Below are 21,658 nucleotides of genomic sequence, written 5' to 3' on the forward strand. Positions count from 1 at the left end.
GCAGATCGGCGCAGAGGCACGATTCACGGGGGGCGTATGCTAGCATACGAGCCCCGCGAAACACCTACCCTGGCAGATGAAGCGTGCTCAGGGTGACCATGAATCGTTTGAGAGTTCCGTAGATGACCAACCCTGCGCTGATCGAAGAGCTGAAGACCCTGGTTGAGCCCGGCAAGGTGCTTACCGATGCCGACTCCCTCAACGCCTACGGCAAGGACTGGACCAAGCACTTCGCCCCAGCGCCGCTGGCGATTGCCTTCCCCAAGAGCATCGAGCAGGTGCAGGCCATCGTCCGTTGGGCCAATCAGCATAAGGTGGCGCTGGTGCCGTCGGGTGGCCGCACCGGTTTGTCCGCCGGCGCGGTGGCGGCAAATGGCGAAGTGGTGGTGTCCTTCGACTATATGAATCAAATTCTCGACTTCAACGAATTTGACCGCACCGCCGTGTGCCAGCCAGGCGTGGTGACCAAGCAGCTGCAGATGTTTGCCGAGGACAAGGGCCTGTATTACCCGGTGGACTTCGCATCTGCTGGCTCCAGCCAGATTGGCGGCAATATCGGCACCAATGCCGGCGGGATCAAGGTGATTCGCTACGGCATGACCCGCAACTGGGTGGCCGGCCTCAAGGTCGTCACCGGCACTGGTGAGCTGCTGGAGCTGAACAAGGATCTGATCAAAAACGCCACCGGCTACGACATGCGTCAGCTGTTTATCGGCGCCGAAGGCACCCTGGGCTTCGTCGTCGAGGCCACCATGCGCCTGGATCGTGCGCCGAAGAACCTTACCGCGATGGTCCTCGGCACCCCGGACTTCGATTCGATCATGCCGGTGCTGCACGCCTTCCAGAACAAACTGGATCTGACCGCCTTCGAATTCTTCTCCGACAAGGCCCTGGCCAAGATCATGGCCCGTGGCGACGTGCCGGCGGCGTTTGAAACGGATTGCCCGTTCTACGCCCTGCTGGAACTCGAAGCCACCACCGAGGAAGTCGCCGAAGCGGCCCTGGCTACCTTCGAACATTGCGTCGAGCAGGGCTGGGTGCTGGATGGCGTGATGAGCCAGAGCGAGCAGCAGCTGCAGAACCTGTGGAAGCTGCGTGAGTACATCTCGGAAACCATCAGCCACTGGACGCCGTACAAGAACGACATCTCGGTCACCGTGTCGAAAGTGCCGGCGTTTTTGCACGATATCGACGCTATCGTCGGTGAACACTACCCGGATTTTGAAATCGTCTGGTTCGGCCATATCGGCGACGGCAACCTGCACCTGAATATCTTGAAGCCGGAGAACCTGTCCAAGGACGAGTTCTTCGCCAAGTGCGCCACCGTCAACAAGTGGGTGTTCGAGACCGTGCAGAAGTACAACGGCTCGATCAGCGCCGAACACGGCGTGGGCATGACCAAGCGCGATTACCTGACCTACAGCCGCTCGGAAGCCGAGATTGGCTATATGAAGGCGATCAAGGCGGTGTTCGACCCGAACGGCATTATGAACCCAGGCAAGATTTTCCCGCTCTGACAGCCTGCGTGGCTGTGATTGCGCCTTTAGTCGCAACGACAGCCCGCGATGATTCGCCCACTATGGGCGATCAACTATTCAGATCGTAGGGTGGCATTGCCCGCCCTACACAGCCTGCTCCCACAAAGAGCGGTGCAACGCATTCCCATAAGGAGTTGCCCATGAGCTACCAGCATCAGTATGTCGATGGCACCCATATCCATTTCCCCATGGGCAAGGTGGTGTGCATCGGCCGCAACTACGCCGAGCATGCCAAGGAACTGAATAACCCGGTGCCGACTGAGCCGTTGCTGTTTATCAAGGCAGGCAGTTGTGTGGTGCCGCTGGATAACGGCTTTACCCTGGTCGAGGGTAAGGGTGACGTGCATTACGAGGCAGAAATCGCCGTGCTGATCGGCAAGCCACTGTCGCGTACGCCGAATGCCGAGGAAGTGCGCGACGCTATTTCCGGTTTCGCCCCGGCTTTGGACCTGACCCTGCGTGACCTGCAGGCCAAGCTCAAAGAGAAGGGCTACCCCTGGGAAACCGCCAAATCCTTCGACGGTGCCTGCGTGCTCGCGCCGTTCGTACCGGGCGATGCCGTAGAAGACCTCACCGATATCGGCATTCGTTTGGCGATCAACGGCGAAGTGCGTCAGGACGGTAACAGCCGCGACATGCTCAACCCGATCCTGCCGATGATCCAGCACATCTGTGGGCATTTCAGCCTGCAGCCCGGCGATGTGATCCTTACCGGCACGCCAGTCGGCGTCGGCCCGCTGCACAAGGGCGACGAGCTGGTGCTGGAGTTGGTTGGCCATAGCCGCTTCGAGAGTCGCGCGCTCTAACCACGTTTCGATCCGTCAGGCTTGGTTAATGGGCACCTGGAGGTGCCCGCTGGCCTGGCGGCGTAACAGAAACTTAAGGGTTGCTCTCTAGTCTGATAGCCATCGTTCTTATGAGTTGTGTGCGATGTCGATCTGGATTGCTCGGCTGGTGCGTCTGCGCTGGCTAATTGTGTTGTTCCTCCTCCTCGTGATTGCCCTGCTGGTGATGAATTATCGTCACTGGGATGATCGCTTTTCCTTCTGGGTTCAGCAGCAGCAGGTGGGTGCTGCCGAGCAGCAGGCAAGCATCTGGTTGCCGGGCTATAAGGCCGTGCTGCAGGGCAAACCGCTGCAGGGGCTGGAAGGTGATGAGGTGTCCGGGCTGACCTACAGCCCCGAGAGCGACACGTTGTTCACCGTAACCGGTAAACATCCGCAGCTGATCGAGCTGACCCTAGATGGTCAGGTGATGCGGCGTATCGACCTGCTTGGCTTTTCCAACCCCGAGGGGGTGGAGATGCTCGCCGATGGTCGCCTGGCGATTATCGATGAACGCAAACGCACCCTGACCACCTTCAAGCTGGGCGCGCTGACCCGCAGTCTGGAGTTTGCCGATCTGGCGTCCTTCGATCTCGGCTTTATCGATGCCGGCAACAAAGGCTTCGAGGGTATTGCCTGGGACTCCCGCAACGAGCGCGTTTTGTTGGGCAAGGAGCGTGGCCCGTTAGGACTGTTCAGCCTGCCGTTTCCGGGTGAAGACGGTGCCACGGGCATCCTCCAGCCCATGAGCTCCGGGCACCTGTTTCTGCGCGATATCTCCTCACTGACCTACGATCCTCGGACTGGGCATGCGCTGGTGCTTTCCGATGAATCCAGCCTGCTGCTGGAGGTGGATGCTCGGGGCGAGCCCGTCAGCTTTATCAGTCTGAGTCGCGGCATGAATGGCCTGCGTGGCGGCATTGAGCAGGCCGAAGGGGTGACCATGGATGCGGCAGGCAATATCTATATCGTCAGCGAGCCCAATCTGTTCTACGTCCTGCGCAAGGACCCCGTGGTCGAACAACCCGCTGCTGCGGATTAAGTTTGGCTTAAGCACCGATTAAGCCTGGCTTCAGCTAGGCCCTCTACTCTGGCCCCATCACCTAACTGATTAGAGGGTTACCCCATGAAGCGTTTCACTTTGGCTCTGCTGCTGGTTCCACTGTTTTCCACTGCGGCGATGGCCACCGGTTACACCGGCCCAGGCGCCACCACTCAGGTCACCACGGTGGCAGCTGCGCTGGATGCCGCCGATGACACCCCGGTGGTATTGCAAGGGCAGATCGTCAAGCGTCTGCAGGATGAGCTCTATGAGTTCAAGGACGCCAGCGGCACCATCAATGTCGAGATCGACGATGAGCATTGGCCCGCCCAGGCCATTTCCGAAAAGGCCACGGTGAAGATCAGCGGTGAAGTTGACCGCGACCTGACCAGTCGCGAAATCGATGTCGAGTACCTCGAACTGCTCAAGTAAGCCACAGCATCATCTATCCGCGTCAGCCCGAAGCCATGCTTCGGGCTGACGTCGTTGTGTCGTCCCGTTACTGTTTGCGAGTGAGCTGCCATGCGCGACCATTTCACCCTGAAGCGCCTGTTGTTGAGCCTTTTCGTACTGGCGTTGCTGCTACTTGGCCTGTTCGCTCAGGAGTACCGCCTGTTTGAGCGGGCCTGGTTCAACGTGCAGCAATGGCAACAGGCCGGTGATGGCCAGCAGGACTCGATGTTGTTGTCGGATTATCAGGTGGACCTTGAGGCCAAAGTGATCGAGGGGCTGAATGATGACGTCTCGGCGCTGACCTACGATCCCGATCGCAATAGCCTGTTTACCGTGACCAACCAGAAACCGCAGCTGATTGAGCTATCGCTGGATGGCGAGCTGCTACGGCGTATAGATCTGCATGGTTTTGGCGACGCCGAGGCGGTCGAGTACATCAGCCCTGGCCTGTACGTGATCACCGACGAGCGTCTGCAGCGCCTGATCAAGGTGCGGGTTGATGACACGACCACTGAACTGCATGCCGATCAGGCGCAGCAGTTCTCGCTGGGCATCGGTCTTAATGGCAACAAGGGCTTTGAAGGGTTGGCCTACGACTCGGCCGGGCAGCGCCTGTTTGTCGCCAAGGAGCGCGACCCGATGCGCATCTACGAGATTCACGGTTTCCCTCAGCGTGATCCGCAGCGTCCGTTCGCTGTGCACGTGGTGGATGACCAGAAGCGCGACGCCGGGTTGTTTGTGCGCGACCTTTCCAGCCTGCAATTTGATGAGCGCAGCGGCCATCTGCTGGCGCTGTCCGATGAGTCACGGCTGGTGCTGGAGCTGAATGTCGAGGGCAAGCCGATCAGCAGCCTGTCACTGCTCGGTGGGCGCAATGGCCTGACTCGCAGCGTGCCTCAGGGTGAGGGCATCGCCATGGATAACCAGGGCGTGCTCTATCTGGTTAGCGAGCCGAATCTGTTCTATCGCTTCAAGAAACCAGGCGCTTAGGCTGTGACGTGAAGGCTGCGGCCGCCGGTTGCAGCAGGCGCGCGGTTTTCCATTCAAAGCCCAGGGTCAGGCCGATGGCTGCACAGGCCAGGCCGCCGGCCAGCCCCCACCACACGCCTTCTGCGCCCCAGCCTAGCGGGAAGGCCAGAGCCCAGGCCAGTGGCGCGCCAACTGCCCAGTAGCAGCCAAGGCCGACCCAGAAGGTGGTCTTGGCGTCCTTGAGGCCGCGAATTGCGCCCATGGCGATGGTCTGGATGCCATCGAAGAACTCGAACCAGGCGGCAATCGCCAGCAGTGCCACGGCCAGGCTCACCACCTCGGCATAGGCGCTGTCGCTGTGGTCGAGGAACAGCCCGACCACCCAATGCGGTGCCAGCCAGAACAGGCAGGCGAACCCCAGCATGCACAGCGCGCCGAGGCCCAGGCCCAGGCGTCCGGCCTGGCGAGCCTGCAGCAAGCGGCCGGCACCGAAATGCTGACCGATGCGGAAGGTCACCGCGTAGGAAATCCCCACCGGCACCATAAAGGCCACGTACACCGACATGATCGCGATCTGGTGCGCCGCCAGCTGGGTGCTGCCCAGTGCGCCCATGCACAGCGCGGCAAAGGCAAACAGTCCGGACTCCACCGCATAGGTGCCGCCAATTGGCAGGCCCAGACGCAGCAGCTCTTTCAGCTCGGCCCACACTGGCCGTAACAGGCCGCGCCACAGTGGATAAGGGCTGTAGGCGCTGTGGTGCAGCACATGCCAGGCCAGCAGCAACGCCATGACATTCATCACCACGGCAGTGACCAGACCGATCCCTGCCAGGCCCAGCGGTGGTAGGCCGAACCAGCCCTTGATCAAGGCATAGTTGAGGACGAAGTTGGCCAGCGCCCCGCCAATGCTGATAGCCATTACCGGGCCGGGGCGGCCGATGGCGCTGGTAAAACCGCGCAGAGCCATAAAACTCATATAGCCGGGCAGGGCAAACACCAGGGTGGAAAGAAACTGCATGCCGCCGCTGACGTTCTCTGGCTTCTGGCCGAAATACAGCAGTGCCGGGCCGAGGTTCCACAGTGCCAGGCCGGCCAGCAGCGCCAGGCCCCAGCCCAGCCACAGGCCGTTTTGCGTCAGCCGGGTGACCCCGGCCGCGTCCTGCGCGCCGTGACGGATTGCCACCAGATTGCCGACCGAGGCAATCACCCCAACGCAGAAGATTGACACAAAGGAATAGCTGGCCGCCCCCAGACCTCCGGCCGCCAAGGTCGCGGGGCCAAGCAGACCCATCATTACCGTATCGGTAAACACCATCAGCACATGCGCAAGTTGCGCAGCAATCAGCGGCCCGGCAAGTTTCAGGATGGCGCGCAGTTCGCCACGAAGCGGATGCAGCATGATGAGTTCTACTCAGTCTGAGGGCTTGCCCGGGTGATCCGCGCAGGCAGAGAATGCGCCTATTCTCATGAGCCAAATGCGGCAGCACAAAAGGATAATAGCGATGACAGGCATGACTATTACTCATGGATTGGGTGCATGAGCCAGCGCCTGCCACCGCTTTATGCCCTTCGCGCCTTCGAAGCTGCGGCGCGGCACAGCTCCTTTACCCGCGCCGCCGAAGAACTGGCGATTACCCAGAGTGCGGTCAGCCGGCATGTGCGCACCCTGGAAGAACACTTCGCTTGCCGGTTGTTCGAGCGCCGTGGCCGCAGCCTGCAACTCACCGAGACGGCGCGCATGTTGTTGCCGGGGCTGCGCGATGGTTTCGAGGCGCTGGAGCGGGCCTGCAACACCCTGCGTGTCGACGATACGGTGCTGCGCCTGAAAGCCCCTTCGACGTTGACCATGCGCTGGTTGCTGGCGCGCCTGTCACGCTATCGCCTGCTCAGCGCCAGTGAGGTGCAACTGACCAGCGCCTGGATGGATGTGGATAAGGTGGACTTTCTGCATGAGCCATTCGACTGCGCGGTGCTGCTGAGCCAGGGCGACTTTCCGGAAGAGTGGGAAAGTACCGAACTGTTCGCCGAATGGCTGATTCCCGTGTGCGCGCCTGAAGCCTTGAGCGAACAACCCTGGGATCTGCCGCGTTTGCAGACCGCTGAACTGCTGCACCCGACCCCGGATCGCCGCGACTGGCGGCAGTGGCTGCAGGCCATGGGGTTGGCGGATCAGGTGCCGCTCAAGGGTGGCCAGGTGTTCGATACCTTGGAGCTGGGCATGGTCGCTGCGGCGCGTGGCTATGGCGTGTCGATCGGCGATCTGGTGATGGTCGCCGAGGATGTCGCTCAGGGCCGCCTCGGTTTGCCCTGGCCCAGCGCGGTGCCCAGTGGCTGCAGCTACTACCTGGTATGGCCAAAGGCGCGCCGAGGCCAGGAGCGCTTTCGCCGTTTGCGCGATTATTTAGTGGCCGATGTGGCGGCGATGCAGCTGCCCGTGGTCGAGCGGGTGGGCAATCGGGCGCGTTAGCACGGCATCGCATAAAGCGTAAAAAATATTGGACTATCGTTTAGCGGCTTTATCAGATTAATACTATTAAAACAGAGGCTTAGTTCGTTGGCTGGACTGAGTTGCCTGCAGCGTGCGGCCTTATTTCTTAACAATCCGAGCTTATTTGTTTGACATATTTTACGGCTTTGGCAGACTGGCTTCAGGGTTGTGACTGCCAGATGAGCGTTTCTAGCGCATCTGATGCCGCTGCGGCAGGCATCTAGACAGGCGCAATCAGCCGTAAAACAGAAGGTGCGTGACAGCCGTCAGCCCTTCTGCACAACAACGGCAGCCAATCCGGGCTGCCCCAAGGTGATGTATGTCCAACAACAATACGAAACAGCGCCCAGGCGCGCGTAAACCGGTTGTCCTGATGTCCATGGGCGCTCAAGAGCGCAAAGGGCATGCCTATCAAGTCATGACCCACAAATACATAACCCCCCTCGTCGAACTGTCTGGCTGCGTGCCGCTGCTGGCGCCTAGCTGCTGCGGTGCCGATGACATCGAGCAGTACCTGTCGATGGTCGATGGTGTGTACCTGACCGGCGCCGGCAGCAATATCGACCCGGCCCTCTACGGCCAGGAAAACCTGACCCCGAGCAAGGGCCAGGACCAGGATCGCGATCTGTTCGATATTCCACTGATCCGCGGCGCCCTGGCGCGCGGCCTGCCGCTGTTTGGCATCTGCCGCGGCATGCAGGAAATCAACGTGGCCCTGGGTGGCAACATCCACCAGAAGGTTTACGAAGTACCGGGTATGAATGACCACCGCGAAGACACCAGCGCGCCGGTGGCTGTGCAGTACGCCGACAGCCACAGCGTGCGTGCGCTGCCGGGCAGCTGGTTTGCTGAGCTGATGGGCCATGCGGATTTCCCGGTCAACTCGCTGCACGGTCAGGCCGTTGATCAGCTGGGCGAGGGGGTCGAAGCCCTGGCTCACGCCGAAGATGGTTTGGTCGAGGCGATTCACCTGCCGGGCGCGGAGCAGTTCACCCTGGCGGTGCAATGGCACCCGGAGTGGCAGGCGGCGCAGAACCCGCACTCGGTGAAAATCTTCAAGGCATTCGGCGATGCCTGTCGTGAACAGGCCGCCCGTCGCGACCAGTAAGAGCCCCAGCTCTATATAAAGAAGCCACGCATGCGGGGCTTCTTTATGGGCGCGATTCAGGCGCCGCTGTTGCTGGGTCGGTACTGCAAGGCTTCACCCAGGTGGCTGCGGCTGATATGCGCGGCACTGTCCAGATCGGCCAGGGTGCGCGCCACCTTCAACACCCGATGTGCCGCGCGCAGGCTCAGTCCCAGGCGTTCGCAGGCGTTTTCCAGCCACTGACGGTCTTCGCTCTGCAGGCTGCAGTGTTGCTGCATGCCATTGAGGTCGAGGTGAGCATTGGCGCAGCCCTGGCGCGCCAGTTGCTGCTGGCGCGCCTGCACCACCAGGGCGGCCAGCTCGGCGCTGCTTGGGCCTTGCTCCGCGCTGGCGTTAAGCCGGGTGGTTTCCCTCGGTACGCTGAGGTGCAGGTCGATGCGGTCGAGCAAAGGGCCGGAAAGCTTGCCGCGATAGCGTTGGATCTGTTCGCTGCTGCAGCGGCAGCGCCCAGACGGATCGCCAAGATGCCCGCAAGGGCATGGGTTCATCGCCGCCACCAGCTGAAAGCGTGCGGGGAAACGTACCTTGTCGCGGGCGCGGGCAATCACGATATGACCGCTTTCCAAAGGCTCACGTAAAACTTCCAATACTTTTCTATCGAATTCAGGAAGCTCGTCCAAAAAAAGCACGCCCTGGTGAGCCAAGGTAATTTCGCCAGGTTGCGGACGACTGCCTCCTCCGACCAGCGCCGGACCCGACGCACTGTGATGGGGCGAGCGAAAAGGCCTTTGTGGCCATGCACTTAGCGGTGTGTGGCTGGCCACGGAATGAATCGCCGCCACTTCCAGAGCTTCCTGCTCATCCAGTGGTGGCAGCAGGCCCGGCAAGCGGCTGGCCAACAAGGTTTTGCCGGTGCCGGGCGGCCCAGTAAACAGCAGATTGTGCGAACCGGCCGCTGCTACCAGCAGTGCGCGTTTGGCGGCAATCTGCCCCTGCACCTCGGCCAGATCGGGGTAGGGCAACACCTGACGCAGCAAGCCTTGAGCCTGATACGGCGCAATCGGCGTTTGGCCGTTGAGATGGGCGGCGACTTCCAATAGGTGCTCGACGGCAATCACCGTCAGCCCCGACGCCAGGCTGGCTTCTTCGGCATTGGCCTTGGGCACCACTAAGGTGCGTCCGGAGGCGCGGGCGGCCAGTGCAGCAGGTAATACGCCCTGTACTGGGCGAATCGCCCCGGAGAGCGCCAGTTCACCCAGGCATTCGAGGTGCTCCAGCGCGCTGGCCGGCACCTGGCCGCTGGCGGCGAGAATACCGAGGGCAATCGCCAGGTCGAAACGTCCGCCGTCCTTGGGTAAATCCGCGGGTGCCAGATTGAGGGTGATACGTCTGGGTGGAAAATCGAAGGCGCAGTTGAGGATGGCGCTGCGCACCCGGTCCTTGCTTTCCTTGACGGCGGTTTCCGGTAGGCCGACCAGTGCCAGTGTAGGCAGGCCATTGGCCAAATGGGCTTCGACGGTGACGGCGGGGGCTTCAACACCCACCTGGGCGCGGCTGTGGACTATGGCCAGGGACATCGATCACTCCTTGATCGGCTGATGCATCCGCGGTGGGCGTTACTCGCTGGTCGTTGGGGCGTTTGCGCTGCGGGTTTCCATTTCGGCGACCTTGGCTTCGAGGGCTTCCAGGCGCGCGCGGGTGCGGGCGAGCACGACCATCTGGCTATCGAATTCATCGCGGCTGACCAGGTCGAGCTTGCTGAAGGCGCTTTGCAGCAGCACTTTGAACTGGGCTTCGAACTCGCCGCGAGGCAAGGGCGCATCACCGTTGAACAGGCGCGAGGCGTGGCTGGTCAGGGCGTCTAGCAGGGCTTTAGGTGGCAGCATGGTGAGGTTCCGTTTGCAGGTGGCGGCAGTGTAGCACGCAGCTTTATCCGGCTTGCCGGGTGCGCCCGGGTCAGGATTGGCGAGGCCTGCACAGTTTTCGCGCGTTGCTTGGTAGGCGACTGCACTGTTGTTGTGCGCTTGTTGTTGGCTATTACCGGGCTAAAACGCCCGTTTGCCGGGTAACTGCATGAAATAAATCGGTTTTGGCGGTTCTGGCAAGCTTTCTGCTTTGTCTCTTGCGACGCATGCACCGATGCAGTTCCGGTGCGTCAGGCGAAGCGGGGAAGTGTTTCGTCGGGAGCGGTTGGTGAGCATCGGTGCCGCTGGGTCAGGGCTGCGATGCATTACAAAAGCCAGGCACTGCGCTTAGACTTGGGCCGGGTTCGTAATTCCTGGGGCAAGTCCACCATACACGGGAGAGAGTTACATGAAGCTAGTCACTGCCATCATCAAGCCGTTCAAGCTGGACGACGTCCGTGAGTCACTGTCGGAGATCGGCGTGCAGGGCATCACTGTCACTGAAGTCAAAGGCTTTGGTCGCCAGAAGGGCCATACCGAGCTGTACCGCGGCGCTGAATACGTGGTCGATTTCTTGCCAAAAGTGAAAATCGACGTGGCCATCGCTGACGATCAACTCGATCGCGTGATCGAGGCCATCACCAAGGCTGCTAACACCGGCAAGATCGGTGACGGCAAGATTTTCGTTGTAAACCTGGAACAGGCGATCCGCATCCGTACCGGCGAAACCGGCACCGACGCAGTTTAAGCCTCCGAACGAACCCCACGCCCCAGGAGTTAAACCATGACTCTGCGAAAAATCGCAGGGCTAGGAGCCCTTTTGTCTCTCGTTCCTGGCTTTGCCATGGCCGAAGAGGCAAGCCTGAACAGCGGCGACACCGCTTGGATGTTGGTTGCCACTGTACTGGTGCTGTTTATGACCATCCCTGGTCTGGCGCTGTTCTACGCCGGCATGGTGCGTTCGAAGAACGTGCTGTCGGTGTTGATGCAGTGTTTTGCGGTAACCGGGTTGATCAGCATTCTGTGGGTCGTTTACGGCTACAGCCTGGCCTTTGACAGCACCGGCATGGAGCAGGGGGTCGTCAACCTCAACTCCTTCGTCGGCGGTTTCTCCAAAGCCTTCCTTTCTGGTTTGACCCTGGACAGCCTGGTGGCTGGGATTCCGGAGAGTGTCTTCATCACCTTCCAGATGACCTTCGCCATCATCACCCCGGCGCTGATCGTCGGTGCCTTTGCCGAACGCATGAAGTTCTCGGCCATGCTGATCTTCATGGCGGTGTGGTTCACCCTGGTTTATGCGCCTATCGCGCACATGGTCTGGGGCGGCAACGGGGCATTGATGTGGGACTGGGGCGTGCTCGACTTTGCGGGCGGCACCGTGGTGCACATCAACGCCGGTATCGCCGGTCTGGTGGCCTGTCTGGTGCTGGGCAAGCGCAAGGGGTTTCCAACTACCGCCATGCCGCCACATAACCTCGGCTACACCCTGATCGGCGCAAGCATGCTCTGGGTCGGCTGGTTCGGCTTCAACGCAGGTTCTGCGTTGGCAGCCAACGGCAGCGCCGGTATGGCCATGCTGGTAACCCAGATTGCCACCGCTACAGCGGCGCTGAGCTGGATGTTCGCCGAGTGGATCACTCACCGCAAACCAAGCGTTCTGGGCATTGCCTCGGGTGCTGTGGCGGGTCTGGTGGCGATCACTCCGGCGTCCGGTACTGCAGGGCCGATGGGCGCTCTGGCGATTGGTCTGGCAAGTGGGGCGATCTGCTTCTTCTGCGCCACCAGCCTGAAACGCAAGCTGGGTTATGACGATTCCCTCGACGTGTTCGGCGTGCACGCCGTGGGCGGCATTGTCGGCGCCATTCTCACCGGGGCGTTCGCCGCACCGGCCTTGGGTGGCTTCGGCACGGTGGAAGATATTCCGGCGCAGTTGTGGATCCAGTTCGAGGGGGTGGCCTTCACAGTGGTGTACACCGCGGTGGTGACCTTCGTGATTCTGAAAGTGATCGACCTAGTAATGGGCCTGCGTGTCAGCGAAGAGGAAGAGACCATCGGTCTTGATCTCGCCCTGCATAACGAGCGCGGCTACAACCTGTAAGCACACGGAGCGCGTCCGGAGCCAACCCCGGACGTCTTAACCGAATAGCGCTAAAAAGCGCAACGGCAAGAGGTGAACCATGGACAACACAGCATTGACTGCACTGCAGTACGGTTTTGATACCTTCTACTTTTTGGTTTGCGGCGCCCTGGTAATGTGGATGGCAGCGGGTTTTGCCATGCTCGAATCCGGTCTGGTGCGAGCCAAGAACACCACTGAAATTCTCACCAAGAACATCGCCCTGTACGCAGTGGCGAGCATCATGTACCTGGTGATCGGCTACCACATCATGTACTCCAGCCCGGAAGGCGGCATCCTGCCAAGCCTGGGTTTCCTGTTGGGTGAAGAGAACAGCGTTGAGTCGGTTCTGGCCGGCGGTGACGATGCTCCGTACTACTCGGCTCGTTCGGACTTCTTCTTCCAGGTGGTGTTTGCCGCGACCTGCATGTCGATCGTTTCCGGTGCCGTTGCTGAGCGCATGAAGCTGTTTGCCTTCCTGGCATTCGCTGTGGTCATGACCGGTTTCATCTACCCGGTACAAGGCTTCTGGAAATGGGGTTCGGGCTTCCTTAACGCAGCAGGCTTCCTCGACTTCGCCGGTTCTGGCGTGGTGCACATGGCTGGCGCTACTGCTGCTCTGGCTGGCGTACTGCTGCTCGGCGCACGTAAAGGTAAGTACGGCCCGAATGGCCAGGTCAACGCCATTCCGGGTGCCAACCTGCCGATGGCAGCGCTGGGTACCTTCATCCTGTGGATGGGCTGGTTCGGCTTCAACGGTGGCTCGCAGCTGAAGATGAGCACCATCGAAGACGCCAACGCCGTGGCTAACGTGTTTGTGAACACCAATATGGCGGCTGCCGGTGGCTTGATCGCTGCGCTGATCGTGGCACGCATCCTGTTCGGCAAGGCTGACCTGACCATGGCCCTTAACGGTGCTCTGGCTGGCCTGGTAGCTATCACTGCCGAGCCGCTGACCCCGACTGCCCTGCAAGCAACCCTGATCGGTGGCGTGGGTGGCGTGCTGGTGGTGTTCTCGATCCTCGGTCTGGACAAGCTCAAGCTAGACGATCCAGTCGGTGCCATCTCCGTTCACGGTGTGGTCGGTATCTGGGGCCTGTTGGCTGTCTGCCTGACCAATAGCGACGCCACCATTGGCGCACAGCTGCTGGGTATCGGCGCGATCTTCGCCTGGGTCTTCGTGGCCAGCCTGATCGTCTGGTCCATCATCAAACTGGTGATCGGCCTGCGCGTTACCGAGGAAGAAGAGTACGAAGGCGTGGACATCGCCGAATGCGGTATGGAAGCCTATCCGGAATTCACCAAGCGTTGATTTCCTCTGGTTTCAACAAGGGCGCCTAAGGGCGCCCTTTGTTTTTTCCGAAAGCGAATAAAGGGTTGTGGTTTTTCAGCATGTGCGCGGTTGTGATGGAGCGGCAACAGACCCTAGAATGCGCGCCGTTGAGCACAGTTCGCCGATGCGCAGCGCTCAGCCCAAGGCAAGGCCACTGGAATTTTTATCAGCGACGTTAGAAAGCTGACGCAGCTGGGCTATAACTACTCTGCTTTTCGCAAGTCATGAGGTTGGAACATGAGCGACGAAGATCTGGAACACGACGAATTAGAAGGCGCTGACGAAGACGAAGGTGAGGAGCTGGCTGCCGCCGATGATGGCGACAGCAGCGATGATGGCGATGGTGACGACGAAGTCGTACCCGCCAGCAAAGGCAAAAAAGCCAAAGCCGCCGTCGACGTAGAAGAACTGCCGAGCATCGAAGCCAAGCAGAAAGAGCGTGATGCTCTGGCCCGCGCCATGGAAGAGTTCCTCTCCCGGGGTGGCAAGGTGCAGGAAGTCGAGCCGAATGTGGTCTCCGATCCGCCCAAGAAGCCGGACAGCAAGTACGGCAGCCGCCCTATCTAAGGGCCCATTTACGATCTGCTGCGCGTCGGCCCTGCGGCGTTAAAAAACGGCTCGGAATGCTCATGTACAACAGTACACTCCGCTTCCTCACCGGTTTTTGCCTTGCAGGACTCTAGCTCGCGAGATCATAAACAGCCCCTAAGTGACTGTACGAATACAAAAAGCCCGCAGGCCGAAGCCTGCGGGCTTTTTGTGGCGGTTAAGCGCTGTTTACGCCCAGCTATGCAGCAATGCCGGCAGCTCGGCCAGGCTGCGGATCTGTCCATCCGGGGTGTTGTCGGCCTCCCAGGCTTTGCCCTGGGGGTTGAACCAGATCGCCCGTAAACCTGCAGCCTGCGCACCGGCAATGTCGTCGCTGGGGTGGTCGCCGATATGCACCGCGTGCTCGGCGGCGATTCCGGCGCGTTTCAGGGCTTCGGTAAAGGGTTTCGGGTCGGGTTTGCCGACGCCTAGCTCCTCGGCGCACAGGGCGAACTGGAAGTAGTCGGCCAGGCCTAGGCGGCGCACGTCGGCATTGCCGTTGGTGATGACCCCGAGCTGGAAGCGATTGGCCAGGGCTTCAAGGGTTGGATGCACCTCGGCGAACAGTTCGACCTGATGGCGCGCGGCGAGAAATACCTGAAAGCCAGCTTCGGCCAGCGCCTGCGCATCTTTGTGCGGGTAGCCAGCGTCTGTCAGGGCATGCAGCAGAATGCGCCGGCGCAGTTCGCTGAGGCGATGCTTGAGCATCGGCTCGGCCTGCAGCAAGGTGGCGCGAATCGACCACAGATACTCCACCGGCACCGCACCCAGGCGCGGCGCATGCATCGCCAGCCAGTTGCGCAGCGCCGCTTCGGCGTCCTGCATCACTGGTGTGACATCCCACAGGGTGTCGTCGAGGTCGAAGGTGATCAGCTGAATGCTCATTCTGTGCTGCCTTTGCGTTTGGCCCTGGGGTGGGCTTTGTCATAGACCGTGGCCAGGTGCTGGAAATCCAGATGGGTGTAGACCTGGGTGGTGGCGATGTCGGCGTGGCCGAGCATCTCCTGCACCGCGCGCAGGTCCTGGGACGATTCGAGCATATGGCTGGCGAAGCTGTGGCGCAGCATATGCGGGTGTAGGTGTTGGCCCAGTTCGCGCACGCCGGCCTGACGCACGCGCAGTTGAACTGCACGTGGGCCAATACGCCGGCCCTGCTGGCTGATAAATACCGCGCCGTCGTCCGGGTTGGCCAGCGCACGCAGTGGCAGCCATTGCTCCATTGCCTCGCGCGCCATGCGCCCAAGCGGCAGTTCGCGGGTCTTGTTGCCTTTGCCGATGACGCGTACCAGGCCGGCGGGTAGGTCGAGGCCATCCAGGTTCAGGCCAACCAGCTCGGACAGGCGCAGACCTGATGAATAGAACAGCTCCAGCATCGCCTGATCGCGGCGGGCGATAAAGTCGTCTTCCAGCGCGCCATCGAGCAATTGTGCGGTACGGTCGGCGTCCAGGGTTTTCGGCAGGCGGCGTTCGCCCTTGGGCGGCATCAGGCCGCTGGCCGGATCACTCTGGCAGTGGCCTTCGCGAATCAGGTAACGGTATAGCCCGCGAGTGGCCGAGAGCAGGCGCGCCAGGCTGCGGCTGGATTGGCCCTGCATATTCAGCCGGCCGATCATGCGGCGCAGACGCGCGGTATCGAGCGCGGCCCAGCTGTCGATCTGCTCCTGGGTGCAGAACGCCAACAGCTTGCTCAGGTCGTGGCGGTAGCCAATCAGGGTGTGGGAAGAAAGCTGGCGCTCGCTACGCAGGTGTTCGAGGTAGGCGTCCAGGAGGTCTTGCATGGAAGCTCCCTGCGGTGCGGTCGGTGCGATGGTTACAGCGATTAACGCACCGAGCGCAAGGGTGTGGCAAAGCCCGGTACGACGCGTGCCAGCACTTCGGCGATGTAGCCGAGGAACAGCGTGCCCAGCGAGCTTTTGTAATGCTGCGGGTCGGCGCTGCCAATCGCTAGCACGCCATGCAGGCCTTGATAGGAGATGCTCACCACCGCCGCTGAGCCGACTTGTGCGCCGTCTTCGGCACCGAAGAGGAAGTTCAGCTCATGCTCGCGCAGTACGCCGCAGATGGTTTTACCACCGGCCAGCAGGCCACCGATGGCTTGATGCGCCTCCGCGCTGCTGACCGATCGGCCGACCGGTAGTGGCGCTTCGCTAAACAGAATTAGGCTGACGAAGGGCACCTGAAACTCGCGGCGCAGGCTGTCTTCGACGCAGCTGACCACTTCTTCCAGGCTGTTGGCATCGAGCAGGTCGAGCACCAGGCGGCGGGTCTTGTCGAACAGGCGGTCGTTGTCGCGGGCCACGTCCATCAGTTGCGAGAGACGGTGACGCATCTCGATATTGCGCTCGCGCAGCAGTTTCACCTGGCGCTCGACCAGCGACACGGTATCGCCGCGCTGGTGCGGAATGCGCAGCTCGGGGATCAACTCGTCGTGGTCGATAAAGAATTCCGGATGCAGGCGCAGGTACGCGGCAACCGTGTCCGAATCCAGTGGCTTGGGTGAATCCTGCTTGTCGGTCATAGGCGAACCTGTCCTTCGTACACACGTACTGCGGGTCCGGTCATCATAACGGGCTGGCCGGGGCCTGCCCACTCGATGCTCAGTTTGCCGCCGGGCAGTTCGAGCTGCACCGGTGAATCCATCCAGCCCTGGCTGATCGCCGCCACTGCCGCTGCGCAAGCGCCGGTACCGCAGGCCTGGGTTTCCCCGGCGCCGCGTTCCCAAACGCGCAGCTTGGCCTGCTTGCGGTCGACCACTTGCAGGAAGCCGACATTGACCCGCTGCGGGAAGCGCGAATGGTGTTCGAGTTTTGGCCCCAGGCTGTGCACCGGCGCGTTGTCGACGCTGTCGACGCGCAGCACGGCATGCGGGTTGCCCATGGACACGGCGGCCAGCTCAACGGTCTGACCGTCGACGGCCACGTTGTAGCTCAGCGCCTGTTGTTCGGCCTGGAACGGGATATCTGCCGGCACCAGGCGCGGCGCGCCCATGTTGACGCTGATCTGCCCGTCGTTGCGCACGTCCAGTTCGATGATGCCGCCCTTGGTTTCCACGCGCATCTGCTTCTTCACCGTCAGGCGCTTGTCCAGCACGAAGCGGGCGAAGCAGCGTGCACCGTTGCCGCACTGCTCCACTTCCGAGCCGTCGGCATTGAAGATGCGGTAGCGGAAATCCACGTCCGGGTTGCTTGGCGGCTCAACCAGCAGCAGCTGATCGAAGCCCACGCCGGTGTGGCGGTCGCCCCACTGCTTGGCGTTCTTCGGCTGGATATGCGCGTGCTGGCTGACCAGGTCGAGGACCATAAAGTCGTTGCCGAGGCCGTGCATCTTGGTAAAGCGCAATAACATCGCCACTACTCCGGCAGGCGGCTTTCGCCCGCAAAGAGTTCGCTGAGCGTCTCACGGCGACGCACTTCGAAGGCGTGGTCGCCATCCACCATCACCTCGGCGGCGCGGCCTCGGGTGTTGTAGTTGGAGCTCATGACAAAACCGTAGGCACCGGCCGAGCGCACGGCCAGCAGGTCGCCTTCGGCCAGGGCCAGCTGGCGGTCTTTGGCGAGGAAGTCGCCGGTCTCGCAGATCGGCCCGACGATGTCGTAGTTGCGGGTCGCGCCATCGCGCGGCTGCACGGCCACCACCTCCATCCAGGCCTGGTACAGGGCTGGGCGGATCAGGTCGTTCATCGCCGCATCGACAATGGCGAAGTCCTTATGCTCGGTGTGCTTGAGGTACTCGACCTGGGTCAGCAGCACGCCGGCGTTGGCGACAATGGAGCGGCCCGGTTCGAACACCAGGGCCAGGTCGCGGCCGGCAATGCGCTCACGCACGGCCTTAATGTAGTCGCCAGCCAGTGGCGGTTGTTCATCGCGGTACTGCACGCCGAGGCCGCCACCCAGGTCCAGGTGCTTGATGCGGATGCCGTCAGCGGCGAGCTGATCGATCAGCGCGAGCAGGCGGTCGAGGGCATCGAGAAACGGCGGCAAGGTGGTCAGCTGCGAGCCGATATGGCAATCGACACCCATCACCTGCAGGTTTGGCAGCGCAGCGGCGCGGGCATAAACGGCCGGGGCCTGCTCGATATCGATGCCGAATTTGTTTTCTTTCAGGCCCGTGGAAATGTACGGGTGGGTGCCAGCGTCGACATCCGGGTTGACCCGCAGCGAGATCGCCGCAGTCTTGCCCAGTTCGGCGGCAACCAGTTGCAGGCGCTCCAGCTCGTCAGTGGATTCGACGTTGAAGCAGTGCACGCCCACTTCCAGAGCGCGGCGCATGTCGTCACGGCTCTTGCCAACGCCGGAGAAGACGATCTTGCTCGGCTCGCCGCCGGCGCTCAGTACGCGCTCCAGCTCGCCACGGGAGACGATGTCGAAGCCAGCGCCGAGGCGCGCCAGCACATTCAGCACGCCGATATTGGAGTTGGCTTTGACCGCAAAACACACCAGGTGCGGCATGCCCTGCAGGGCATCGGCATAGGCGCGGTACTGCGCCTCGATGTGCGCACGCGAGTAGACGTAGGTCGGCGTACCGAAGCGTTGGGCGATGGCGGACAACGCCACGCCTTCCGCGAACAGCGCACCGTCGCGGTAGTTGAAGGCGTTCATAAGCTGTCCTTATTCGGTTTGCGCAGGCGCTGGCTGGCTTTCTTCCGGCAGGTACAGCGGGCCTTTCTGGCCGCAGCCAGCGAGCAGGGCGCTGACGGCAAGCATCGCGATAAAGGCAGTAAATAACCGCTTCATGGTGGAATCCTTGTAATAAAGCATGATTGCGCCGGAGTATACCGACCCCCCGGCGCCTTGCCTATGCGCCGGGGTTCCCGTCGGGCGGGGCTTTGCCTGTATCTTTGGTGCTAGGGTCTGTTCCCATTTCGTCGCGAGCCGCGTTGCCGCGAAAAATCTCGCCAGGCTAGGCGGAGGACGCAGGTAATGGTGTTCCCTTGCCAAGTCCTCCAACACCGCATGGCGAGATTTTTCGCGCAACCCGAAGGGCCGGGCTAGTTTTAGCGCGATGCTGCGTTTATCGACACTCATTTGGACCAACCAAACTTCGTGTCTCATGCCTTGCCTCGCGCTAAAACTAGCTCCGGCGCGGCCGTGAACGAAACGGGAACAGACCCTCGCTTTGCACCCATCGCCAGCGATCAGGAGACTGGATGGACAACCCCGTACCCGTGAGCAGCTCGGTTTCCGTTGCCTACCTGCAAGGTTTGCTCGATTACCTGACGCGCCAGGGTGTCGACAGCGCTGAGCTGCTGGAACGAGTGCAGCTCAGCCCGCAGATCCTCGCTCAGCGAGATCAGCGCATCGCCGCCAGCACCTATCTGGAAATGCTCGGCCACGGCGTACGGTTGACCGGCGATGAGCAGCTGGGTCTGCACCTGGGCGAGGCGGTACGCCCCGGTTATTACGGTGTGTTGGGTTATCTGATCATGAGCTGCGCGACCCTCGCCGATGCTTTGCATCGTCAGGCGCGTTACGCCGCGCTGGTCGGTAACCTCGGCCAGGTCGATCTTGCCGATGAGCCGCCGCTTGCAGGGCTGGAGCCGCAGGTGGCACACAGTTGGCAGCCGTTGTTGCCGCAGCAGAAACGTCAGCTCAGCGAAGAAACTCTGGCCGGCTGGGTGACCTTTGGCCACTGGATCAGTGGCCTGGATATTCCGCCGACCGAGGTGCGCTTCCAGCATTCGGCCCCGGCGGACACCTCCGAATATCAGCGGATTTTTCGCTGTCCGGTGCTGTTCGATCAGGCCGATAACGCCCTGGTATTTCCCAAACGCCTGCTCGCCACACCGCTCGGCCAGGCCGATGCCCAGGTGCGCCTGATGCTCGATGCCTATGCTGATCGCCTGCTGGGTGAGATTCAGCAGGGCCATAGCGTGCTCGACCGCGCGCGTCTGGAATTATCCCGCCAACTGCCGGAAGTGGGCGCCGATCTTCAGCAAATCGCCGCGCGTTTGGCGCTCAGTCCGCGTACCCTGCAGCGGCGTTTGCGCGAAGCCGGGTTATCCTTCAATCAGTTGGTGGATGAAACCCGCCAGCAGCTGGTGTTGCATTACCTGCGCGACCCGGCGCTGGAACTGGCGGAAATCGCCTTCCTGGTTGGCTTCAGTGAGCCCGGCTCGCTGGCCCGCGCGTTTCGCCGTTGGACCGGGCAGAGCCCAGGCGAGTATCGCCGTAGCTTGAAAGAACATTAATCACCGCAGCCCAAGACTTTTGCAGTCGCTGATTTTTTTGAGGTAAGTCGTAATGAGTTTGACCGAAGCCCGCTTTCACGATCTGGTCGATGCCACCCAGCAGGCGGTGGAAGATATTTTCGATGACAGCGACCTGGACCTCGACCTGGAAAACTCCGCTGGGGTGCTGACCGTGCGTTTTGAAAACGGCACTCAGCTGATCTTCAGCCGTCAGGAGCCGCTGCGTCAGCTGTGGCTGGCGGCGCGTTCGGGCGGCTTCCACTTCGATTACGACCAGGCCAGCGAGCGTTGGATCTGCGACAGCAGCGACGAGCTGTTGGGCGAAATGCTGGCGCGTATCACCCTGGAACAATCCGGTGCCGACCTTGAGTTCGAAGAGCTCTGACGGCGCGGGCCAGGAGGTCGCCTCGCCCTGCCGTCGCCAGTGTTGTCTGGATGATCAGGATATTTGCCTGGGCTGTGGCCGCACGCTGCAGGAAATTCTCGACTGGGGCAAAGCCGATATGGCAGGCAAACGCAGCATCTGCGCGGCTGCCGAAGCACGCTTGCAACAGCGTAACGTCGCACCTTGACCGGGCGGTCTTGTTTATTTGACTAGCTGTGGTACGGTCAGCCCAAGCCTTGCAAAACCCCGTCTTAGTGATGGGGTTTTGCTTTTTTCACGATCCGTAAAGGGGACATACCCGCACCATGACCAGCGCACCTTCGCTCACCATCACCCGTCTTGACCTGCAGCGCCTGGAGCATCTGCTCGACAGCCTGGACGACTTCGGTCCCAGTGCCATCGCGTTGCAGGCCGAACTGGACCGCGCCGATGTGGTTGGCCATGACGAGGTACCGGCCGGGGTGGTGACCATGAATTCGCGGGTGCATTGCCGTGAAGAAAGCAGCGGCAAGGATTACCACCTGACCCTGGTTTACCCGCAGGATGCCGGTGGTGAAGGCTGTGTGTCGGTGCTGGCGCCGGTCGGCACGGCCCTGCTGGGTCTGTCTGTGGGGCAACATATTGATTGGGCTGCGCCCGGCGGCAAGGTGCTCAAGCTGACGCTGCTGGCCGTGGAATATCAGCCGGAAGCGGCGGGTGAATACAGCCGCGCCGAGTGAGCAGGTTGCGCAAAGCCTTCTAGAG

The 21,658-nt window shown here is 61.4% G+C and carries 24 protein-coding genes; 15 read left to right on the plus strand and 9 right to left on the minus strand.

What is annotated here, in order from left to right; all coding sequences use genetic code 11:
• Positions 1-122: 122 nt before the first annotated feature.
• From ACQ4LH_RS01765 to ACQ4LH_RS01785, 5 genes are all read left to right on the plus strand, one after another.
• Entirely contained in the window at positions 123-1,517 is a 1,395-nt protein-coding gene (locus ACQ4LH_RS01765; RefSeq protein WP_430695655.1) for an FAD-binding oxidoreductase, read from the plus strand.
• Between the two features lie 161 nt (positions 1,518-1,678).
• The gene (locus ACQ4LH_RS01770; protein WP_430695656.1) at positions 1,679-2,344 is read left to right on the plus strand and encodes a fumarylacetoacetate hydrolase family protein; all 666 of its coding nucleotides are present in this window, start codon (positions 1,679-1,681) and stop codon (positions 2,342-2,344) included.
• A gap of 124 nt (positions 2,345-2,468) precedes the next feature.
• Positions 2,469-3,404: an SdiA-regulated domain-containing protein gene (locus tag ACQ4LH_RS01775; protein WP_430695657.1), complete on the plus strand. Its 936-nt coding sequence runs from the start codon at positions 2,469-2,471 to the stop codon at positions 3,402-3,404.
• Positions 3,405-3,488: 84 nt separating this feature from the next.
• Entirely contained in the window at positions 3,489-3,836 is a 348-nt protein-coding gene (locus tag ACQ4LH_RS01780) for a NirD/YgiW/YdeI family stress tolerance protein (RefSeq protein ID WP_430695658.1), read from the plus strand.
• Between the two features lie 90 nt (positions 3,837-3,926).
• The gene (locus tag ACQ4LH_RS01785; RefSeq protein ID WP_430695659.1) at positions 3,927-4,847 is read left to right on the plus strand and encodes an SdiA-regulated domain-containing protein; all 921 of its coding nucleotides are present in this window, start codon (positions 3,927-3,929) and stop codon (positions 4,845-4,847) included.
• Here the strand turns inward: ACQ4LH_RS01785 and ACQ4LH_RS01790 are convergent.
• Positions 4,828-6,225, minus strand: a complete 1,398-nt coding sequence (locus ACQ4LH_RS01790) for a NorM family multidrug efflux MATE transporter (RefSeq protein WP_430695660.1) — start codon at positions 6,223-6,225, stop codon at positions 4,828-4,830. The genes ACQ4LH_RS01785 and ACQ4LH_RS01790 overlap by 20 nt on opposite strands.
• 138 nt (positions 6,226-6,363) lie before the next feature.
• Here ACQ4LH_RS01790 and ACQ4LH_RS01795 point away from each other — a divergent pair, with 138 nt between their 5' ends.
• The gene (locus tag ACQ4LH_RS01795; protein WP_430695661.1) at positions 6,364-7,293 is read left to right on the plus strand and encodes a LysR substrate-binding domain-containing protein; all 930 of its coding nucleotides are present in this window, start codon (positions 6,364-6,366) and stop codon (positions 7,291-7,293) included.
• Positions 7,294-7,633: 340 nt separating this feature from the next.
• Positions 7,634-8,422 (plus strand): gamma-glutamyl-gamma-aminobutyrate hydrolase family protein, encoded by a 789-nt coding sequence (locus ACQ4LH_RS01800; RefSeq protein WP_430695662.1) that lies wholly within the window; start codon positions 7,634-7,636, stop codon positions 8,420-8,422.
• Between the two features lie 56 nt (positions 8,423-8,478).
• Here ACQ4LH_RS01800 and ACQ4LH_RS01805 read toward each other — a convergent pair whose 3' ends face one another.
• Both ACQ4LH_RS01805 and ACQ4LH_RS01810 read right to left on the minus strand, forming a co-directional pair.
• Positions 8,479-9,978, minus strand: a complete 1,500-nt coding sequence (locus ACQ4LH_RS01805; protein ID WP_430695663.1) for a YifB family Mg chelatase-like AAA ATPase — start codon at positions 9,976-9,978, stop codon at positions 8,479-8,481.
• Between the two features lie 39 nt (positions 9,979-10,017).
• Positions 10,018-10,287: an accessory factor UbiK family protein gene (locus ACQ4LH_RS01810; protein WP_430695664.1), complete on the minus strand. Its 270-nt coding sequence runs from the start codon at positions 10,285-10,287 to the stop codon at positions 10,018-10,020.
• Positions 10,288-10,714: 427 nt separating this feature from the next.
• On the opposite strand from ACQ4LH_RS01810, the gene glnK reads away from it, so the two are divergent.
• The 4 genes from glnK (at position 10,715) to sutA (ending at position 14,321) form a co-directional block, all read left to right on the plus strand.
• Positions 10,715-11,053, plus strand: coding sequence for a P-II family nitrogen regulator (gene glnK / locus ACQ4LH_RS01815; protein ID WP_021700071.1), 339 nt, complete (start codon positions 10,715-10,717; stop codon positions 11,051-11,053).
• Positions 11,054-11,089: 36 nt separating this feature from the next.
• The gene (locus ACQ4LH_RS01820; protein WP_430695665.1) at positions 11,090-12,403 is read left to right on the plus strand and encodes an ammonium transporter; all 1,314 of its coding nucleotides are present in this window, start codon (positions 11,090-11,092) and stop codon (positions 12,401-12,403) included.
• Positions 12,404-12,482: 79 nt separating this feature from the next.
• Entirely contained in the window at positions 12,483-13,733 is a 1,251-nt protein-coding gene (locus ACQ4LH_RS01825) for an ammonium transporter (RefSeq protein ID WP_430695666.1), read from the plus strand.
• A gap of 258 nt (positions 13,734-13,991) precedes the next feature.
• Positions 13,992-14,321: a transcriptional regulator SutA gene (sutA, locus tag ACQ4LH_RS01830; RefSeq protein ID WP_160014953.1), complete on the plus strand. Its 330-nt coding sequence runs from the start codon at positions 13,992-13,994 to the stop codon at positions 14,319-14,321.
• 210 nt (positions 14,322-14,531) lie between these two features.
• Here the strand turns inward: sutA and ACQ4LH_RS01835 are convergent, their stop codons facing one another.
• From ACQ4LH_RS01835 to lptM, 6 genes are read right to left on the minus strand one after another with little or no spacing between them, the layout of a single operon-like run.
• Entirely contained in the window at positions 14,532-15,227 is a 696-nt protein-coding gene (locus tag ACQ4LH_RS01835) for an HAD family hydrolase (protein ID WP_430695667.1), read from the minus strand.
• The gene (gene xerC, locus ACQ4LH_RS01840; protein WP_430695668.1) at positions 15,224-16,120 is read right to left on the minus strand and encodes a tyrosine recombinase XerC; all 897 of its coding nucleotides are present in this window, start codon (positions 16,118-16,120) and stop codon (positions 15,224-15,226) included. Before xerC ends, ACQ4LH_RS01835 begins: the two co-directional genes overlap by 4 nt.
• A 41-nt stretch (positions 16,121-16,161) precedes the next feature.
• A complete protein-coding gene (locus ACQ4LH_RS01845; RefSeq protein WP_430695669.1) occupies positions 16,162-16,860 on the minus strand; it encodes a DUF484 family protein in 699 nt (232 codons plus the stop codon).
• Complete coding sequence (gene dapF / locus ACQ4LH_RS01850) at positions 16,857-17,687, minus strand: diaminopimelate epimerase (protein ID WP_430695670.1); 831 nt, start codon at positions 17,685-17,687, stop codon at positions 16,857-16,859. Before dapF ends, ACQ4LH_RS01845 begins: the two co-directional genes overlap by 4 nt.
• Before the next feature lie 5 nt (positions 17,688-17,692).
• A complete protein-coding gene (gene lysA, locus ACQ4LH_RS01855; protein WP_430695671.1) occupies positions 17,693-18,940 on the minus strand; it encodes a diaminopimelate decarboxylase in 1,248 nt (415 codons plus the stop codon).
• Positions 18,941-18,949: 9 nt separating this feature from the next.
• Positions 18,950-19,075: an LPS translocon maturation chaperone LptM gene (gene lptM, locus ACQ4LH_RS01860; RefSeq protein ID WP_090254607.1), complete on the minus strand. Its 126-nt coding sequence runs from the start codon at positions 19,073-19,075 to the stop codon at positions 18,950-18,952.
• A gap of 413 nt (positions 19,076-19,488) precedes the next feature.
• Here lptM and ACQ4LH_RS01865 point away from each other — a divergent pair, with 413 nt between their 5' ends.
• The 4 genes from ACQ4LH_RS01865 to rnk all read left to right on the plus strand — a co-directional run bounded on the left by ACQ4LH_RS01865 (position 19,489) and on the right by rnk (position 21,633).
• Positions 19,489-20,529, plus strand: coding sequence for an AraC family transcriptional regulator (locus ACQ4LH_RS01865; protein ID WP_430695672.1), 1,041 nt, complete (start codon positions 19,489-19,491; stop codon positions 20,527-20,529).
• A 52-nt stretch (positions 20,530-20,581) separates the two neighbouring features.
• Entirely contained in the window at positions 20,582-20,914 is a 333-nt protein-coding gene (gene cyaY / locus ACQ4LH_RS01870; protein WP_339525249.1) for an iron donor protein CyaY, read from the plus strand.
• Positions 20,895-21,101, plus strand: coding sequence for a DUF1289 domain-containing protein (locus ACQ4LH_RS01875; RefSeq protein WP_430695673.1), 207 nt, complete (start codon positions 20,895-20,897; stop codon positions 21,099-21,101). Before cyaY ends, ACQ4LH_RS01875 begins: the two co-directional genes overlap by 20 nt.
• Positions 21,102-21,219: 118 nt before the next feature.
• Positions 21,220-21,633, plus strand: a complete 414-nt coding sequence (gene rnk, locus ACQ4LH_RS01880; RefSeq protein WP_305592240.1) for a nucleoside diphosphate kinase regulator — start codon at positions 21,220-21,222, stop codon at positions 21,631-21,633.
• The last annotated feature ends 25 nt before the right edge of the window (positions 21,634-21,658 follow it).

Origin of the sequence: Pseudomonas peli (genome assembly GCF_050563605.1) — a bacterium.
Lineage (GTDB): Bacteria > Pseudomonadota > Gammaproteobacteria > Pseudomonadales > Pseudomonadaceae > Aquipseudomonas > Aquipseudomonas peli_A.

Coding starts and splice junctions, on each gene's coding strand:
- ACQ4LH_RS01770 (WP_430695656.1), top strand. CDS start 1,679: ATGAGCTACCAGCATCAGTATGTCGATGGCACCCATATCCATTTCCCC.
- rnk (WP_305592240.1), top strand. CDS start 21,220: ATGACCAGCGCACCTTCGCTCACCATCACCCGTCTTGACCTGCAGCGC.
- ACQ4LH_RS01790 (WP_430695660.1), bottom strand. CDS start 6,225: ATGCTGCATCCGCTTCGTGGCGAACTGCGCGCCATCCTGAAACTTGCC.
- ACQ4LH_RS01865 (WP_430695672.1), top strand. CDS start 19,489: ATGGACAACCCCGTACCCGTGAGCAGCTCGGTTTCCGTTGCCTACCTG.
- ACQ4LH_RS01825 (WP_430695666.1), top strand. CDS start 12,483: ATGGACAACACAGCATTGACTGCACTGCAGTACGGTTTTGATACCTTC.
- cyaY (WP_339525249.1), top strand. CDS start 20,582: ATGAGTTTGACCGAAGCCCGCTTTCACGATCTGGTCGATGCCACCCAG.
- lysA (WP_430695671.1), bottom strand. CDS start 18,940: ATGAACGCCTTCAACTACCGCGACGGTGCGCTGTTCGCGGAAGGCGTG.
- ACQ4LH_RS01785 (WP_430695659.1), top strand. CDS start 3,927: ATGCGCGACCATTTCACCCTGAAGCGCCTGTTGTTGAGCCTTTTCGTA.
- lptM (WP_090254607.1), bottom strand. CDS start 19,075: ATGAAGCGGTTATTTACTGCCTTTATCGCGATGCTTGCCGTCAGCGCC.
- sutA (WP_160014953.1), top strand. CDS start 13,992: ATGAGCGACGAAGATCTGGAACACGACGAATTAGAAGGCGCTGACGAA.
- ACQ4LH_RS01845 (WP_430695669.1), bottom strand. CDS start 16,860: ATGACCGACAAGCAGGATTCACCCAAGCCACTGGATTCGGACACGGTT.
- ACQ4LH_RS01810 (WP_430695664.1), bottom strand. CDS start 10,287: ATGCTGCCACCTAAAGCCCTGCTAGACGCCCTGACCAGCCACGCCTCG.
- xerC (WP_430695668.1), bottom strand. CDS start 16,120: ATGCAAGACCTCCTGGACGCCTACCTCGAACACCTGCGTAGCGAGCGC.
- glnK (WP_021700071.1), top strand. CDS start 10,715: ATGAAGCTAGTCACTGCCATCATCAAGCCGTTCAAGCTGGACGACGTC.
- ACQ4LH_RS01835 (WP_430695667.1), bottom strand. CDS start 15,227: ATGAGCATTCAGCTGATCACCTTCGACCTCGACGACACCCTGTGGGAT.
- ACQ4LH_RS01820 (WP_430695665.1), top strand. CDS start 11,090: ATGACTCTGCGAAAAATCGCAGGGCTAGGAGCCCTTTTGTCTCTCGTT.
- ACQ4LH_RS01795 (WP_430695661.1), top strand. CDS start 6,364: ATGAGCCAGCGCCTGCCACCGCTTTATGCCCTTCGCGCCTTCGAAGCT.
- ACQ4LH_RS01800 (WP_430695662.1), top strand. CDS start 7,634: ATGTCCAACAACAATACGAAACAGCGCCCAGGCGCGCGTAAACCGGTT.
- ACQ4LH_RS01765 (WP_430695655.1), top strand. CDS start 123: ATGACCAACCCTGCGCTGATCGAAGAGCTGAAGACCCTGGTTGAGCCC.
- ACQ4LH_RS01805 (WP_430695663.1), bottom strand. CDS start 9,978: ATGTCCCTGGCCATAGTCCACAGCCGCGCCCAGGTGGGTGTTGAAGCC.
- dapF (WP_430695670.1), bottom strand. CDS start 17,687: ATGTTATTGCGCTTTACCAAGATGCACGGCCTCGGCAACGACTTTATG.
- ACQ4LH_RS01780 (WP_430695658.1), top strand. CDS start 3,489: ATGAAGCGTTTCACTTTGGCTCTGCTGCTGGTTCCACTGTTTTCCACT.
- ACQ4LH_RS01775 (WP_430695657.1), top strand. CDS start 2,469: ATGTCGATCTGGATTGCTCGGCTGGTGCGTCTGCGCTGGCTAATTGTG.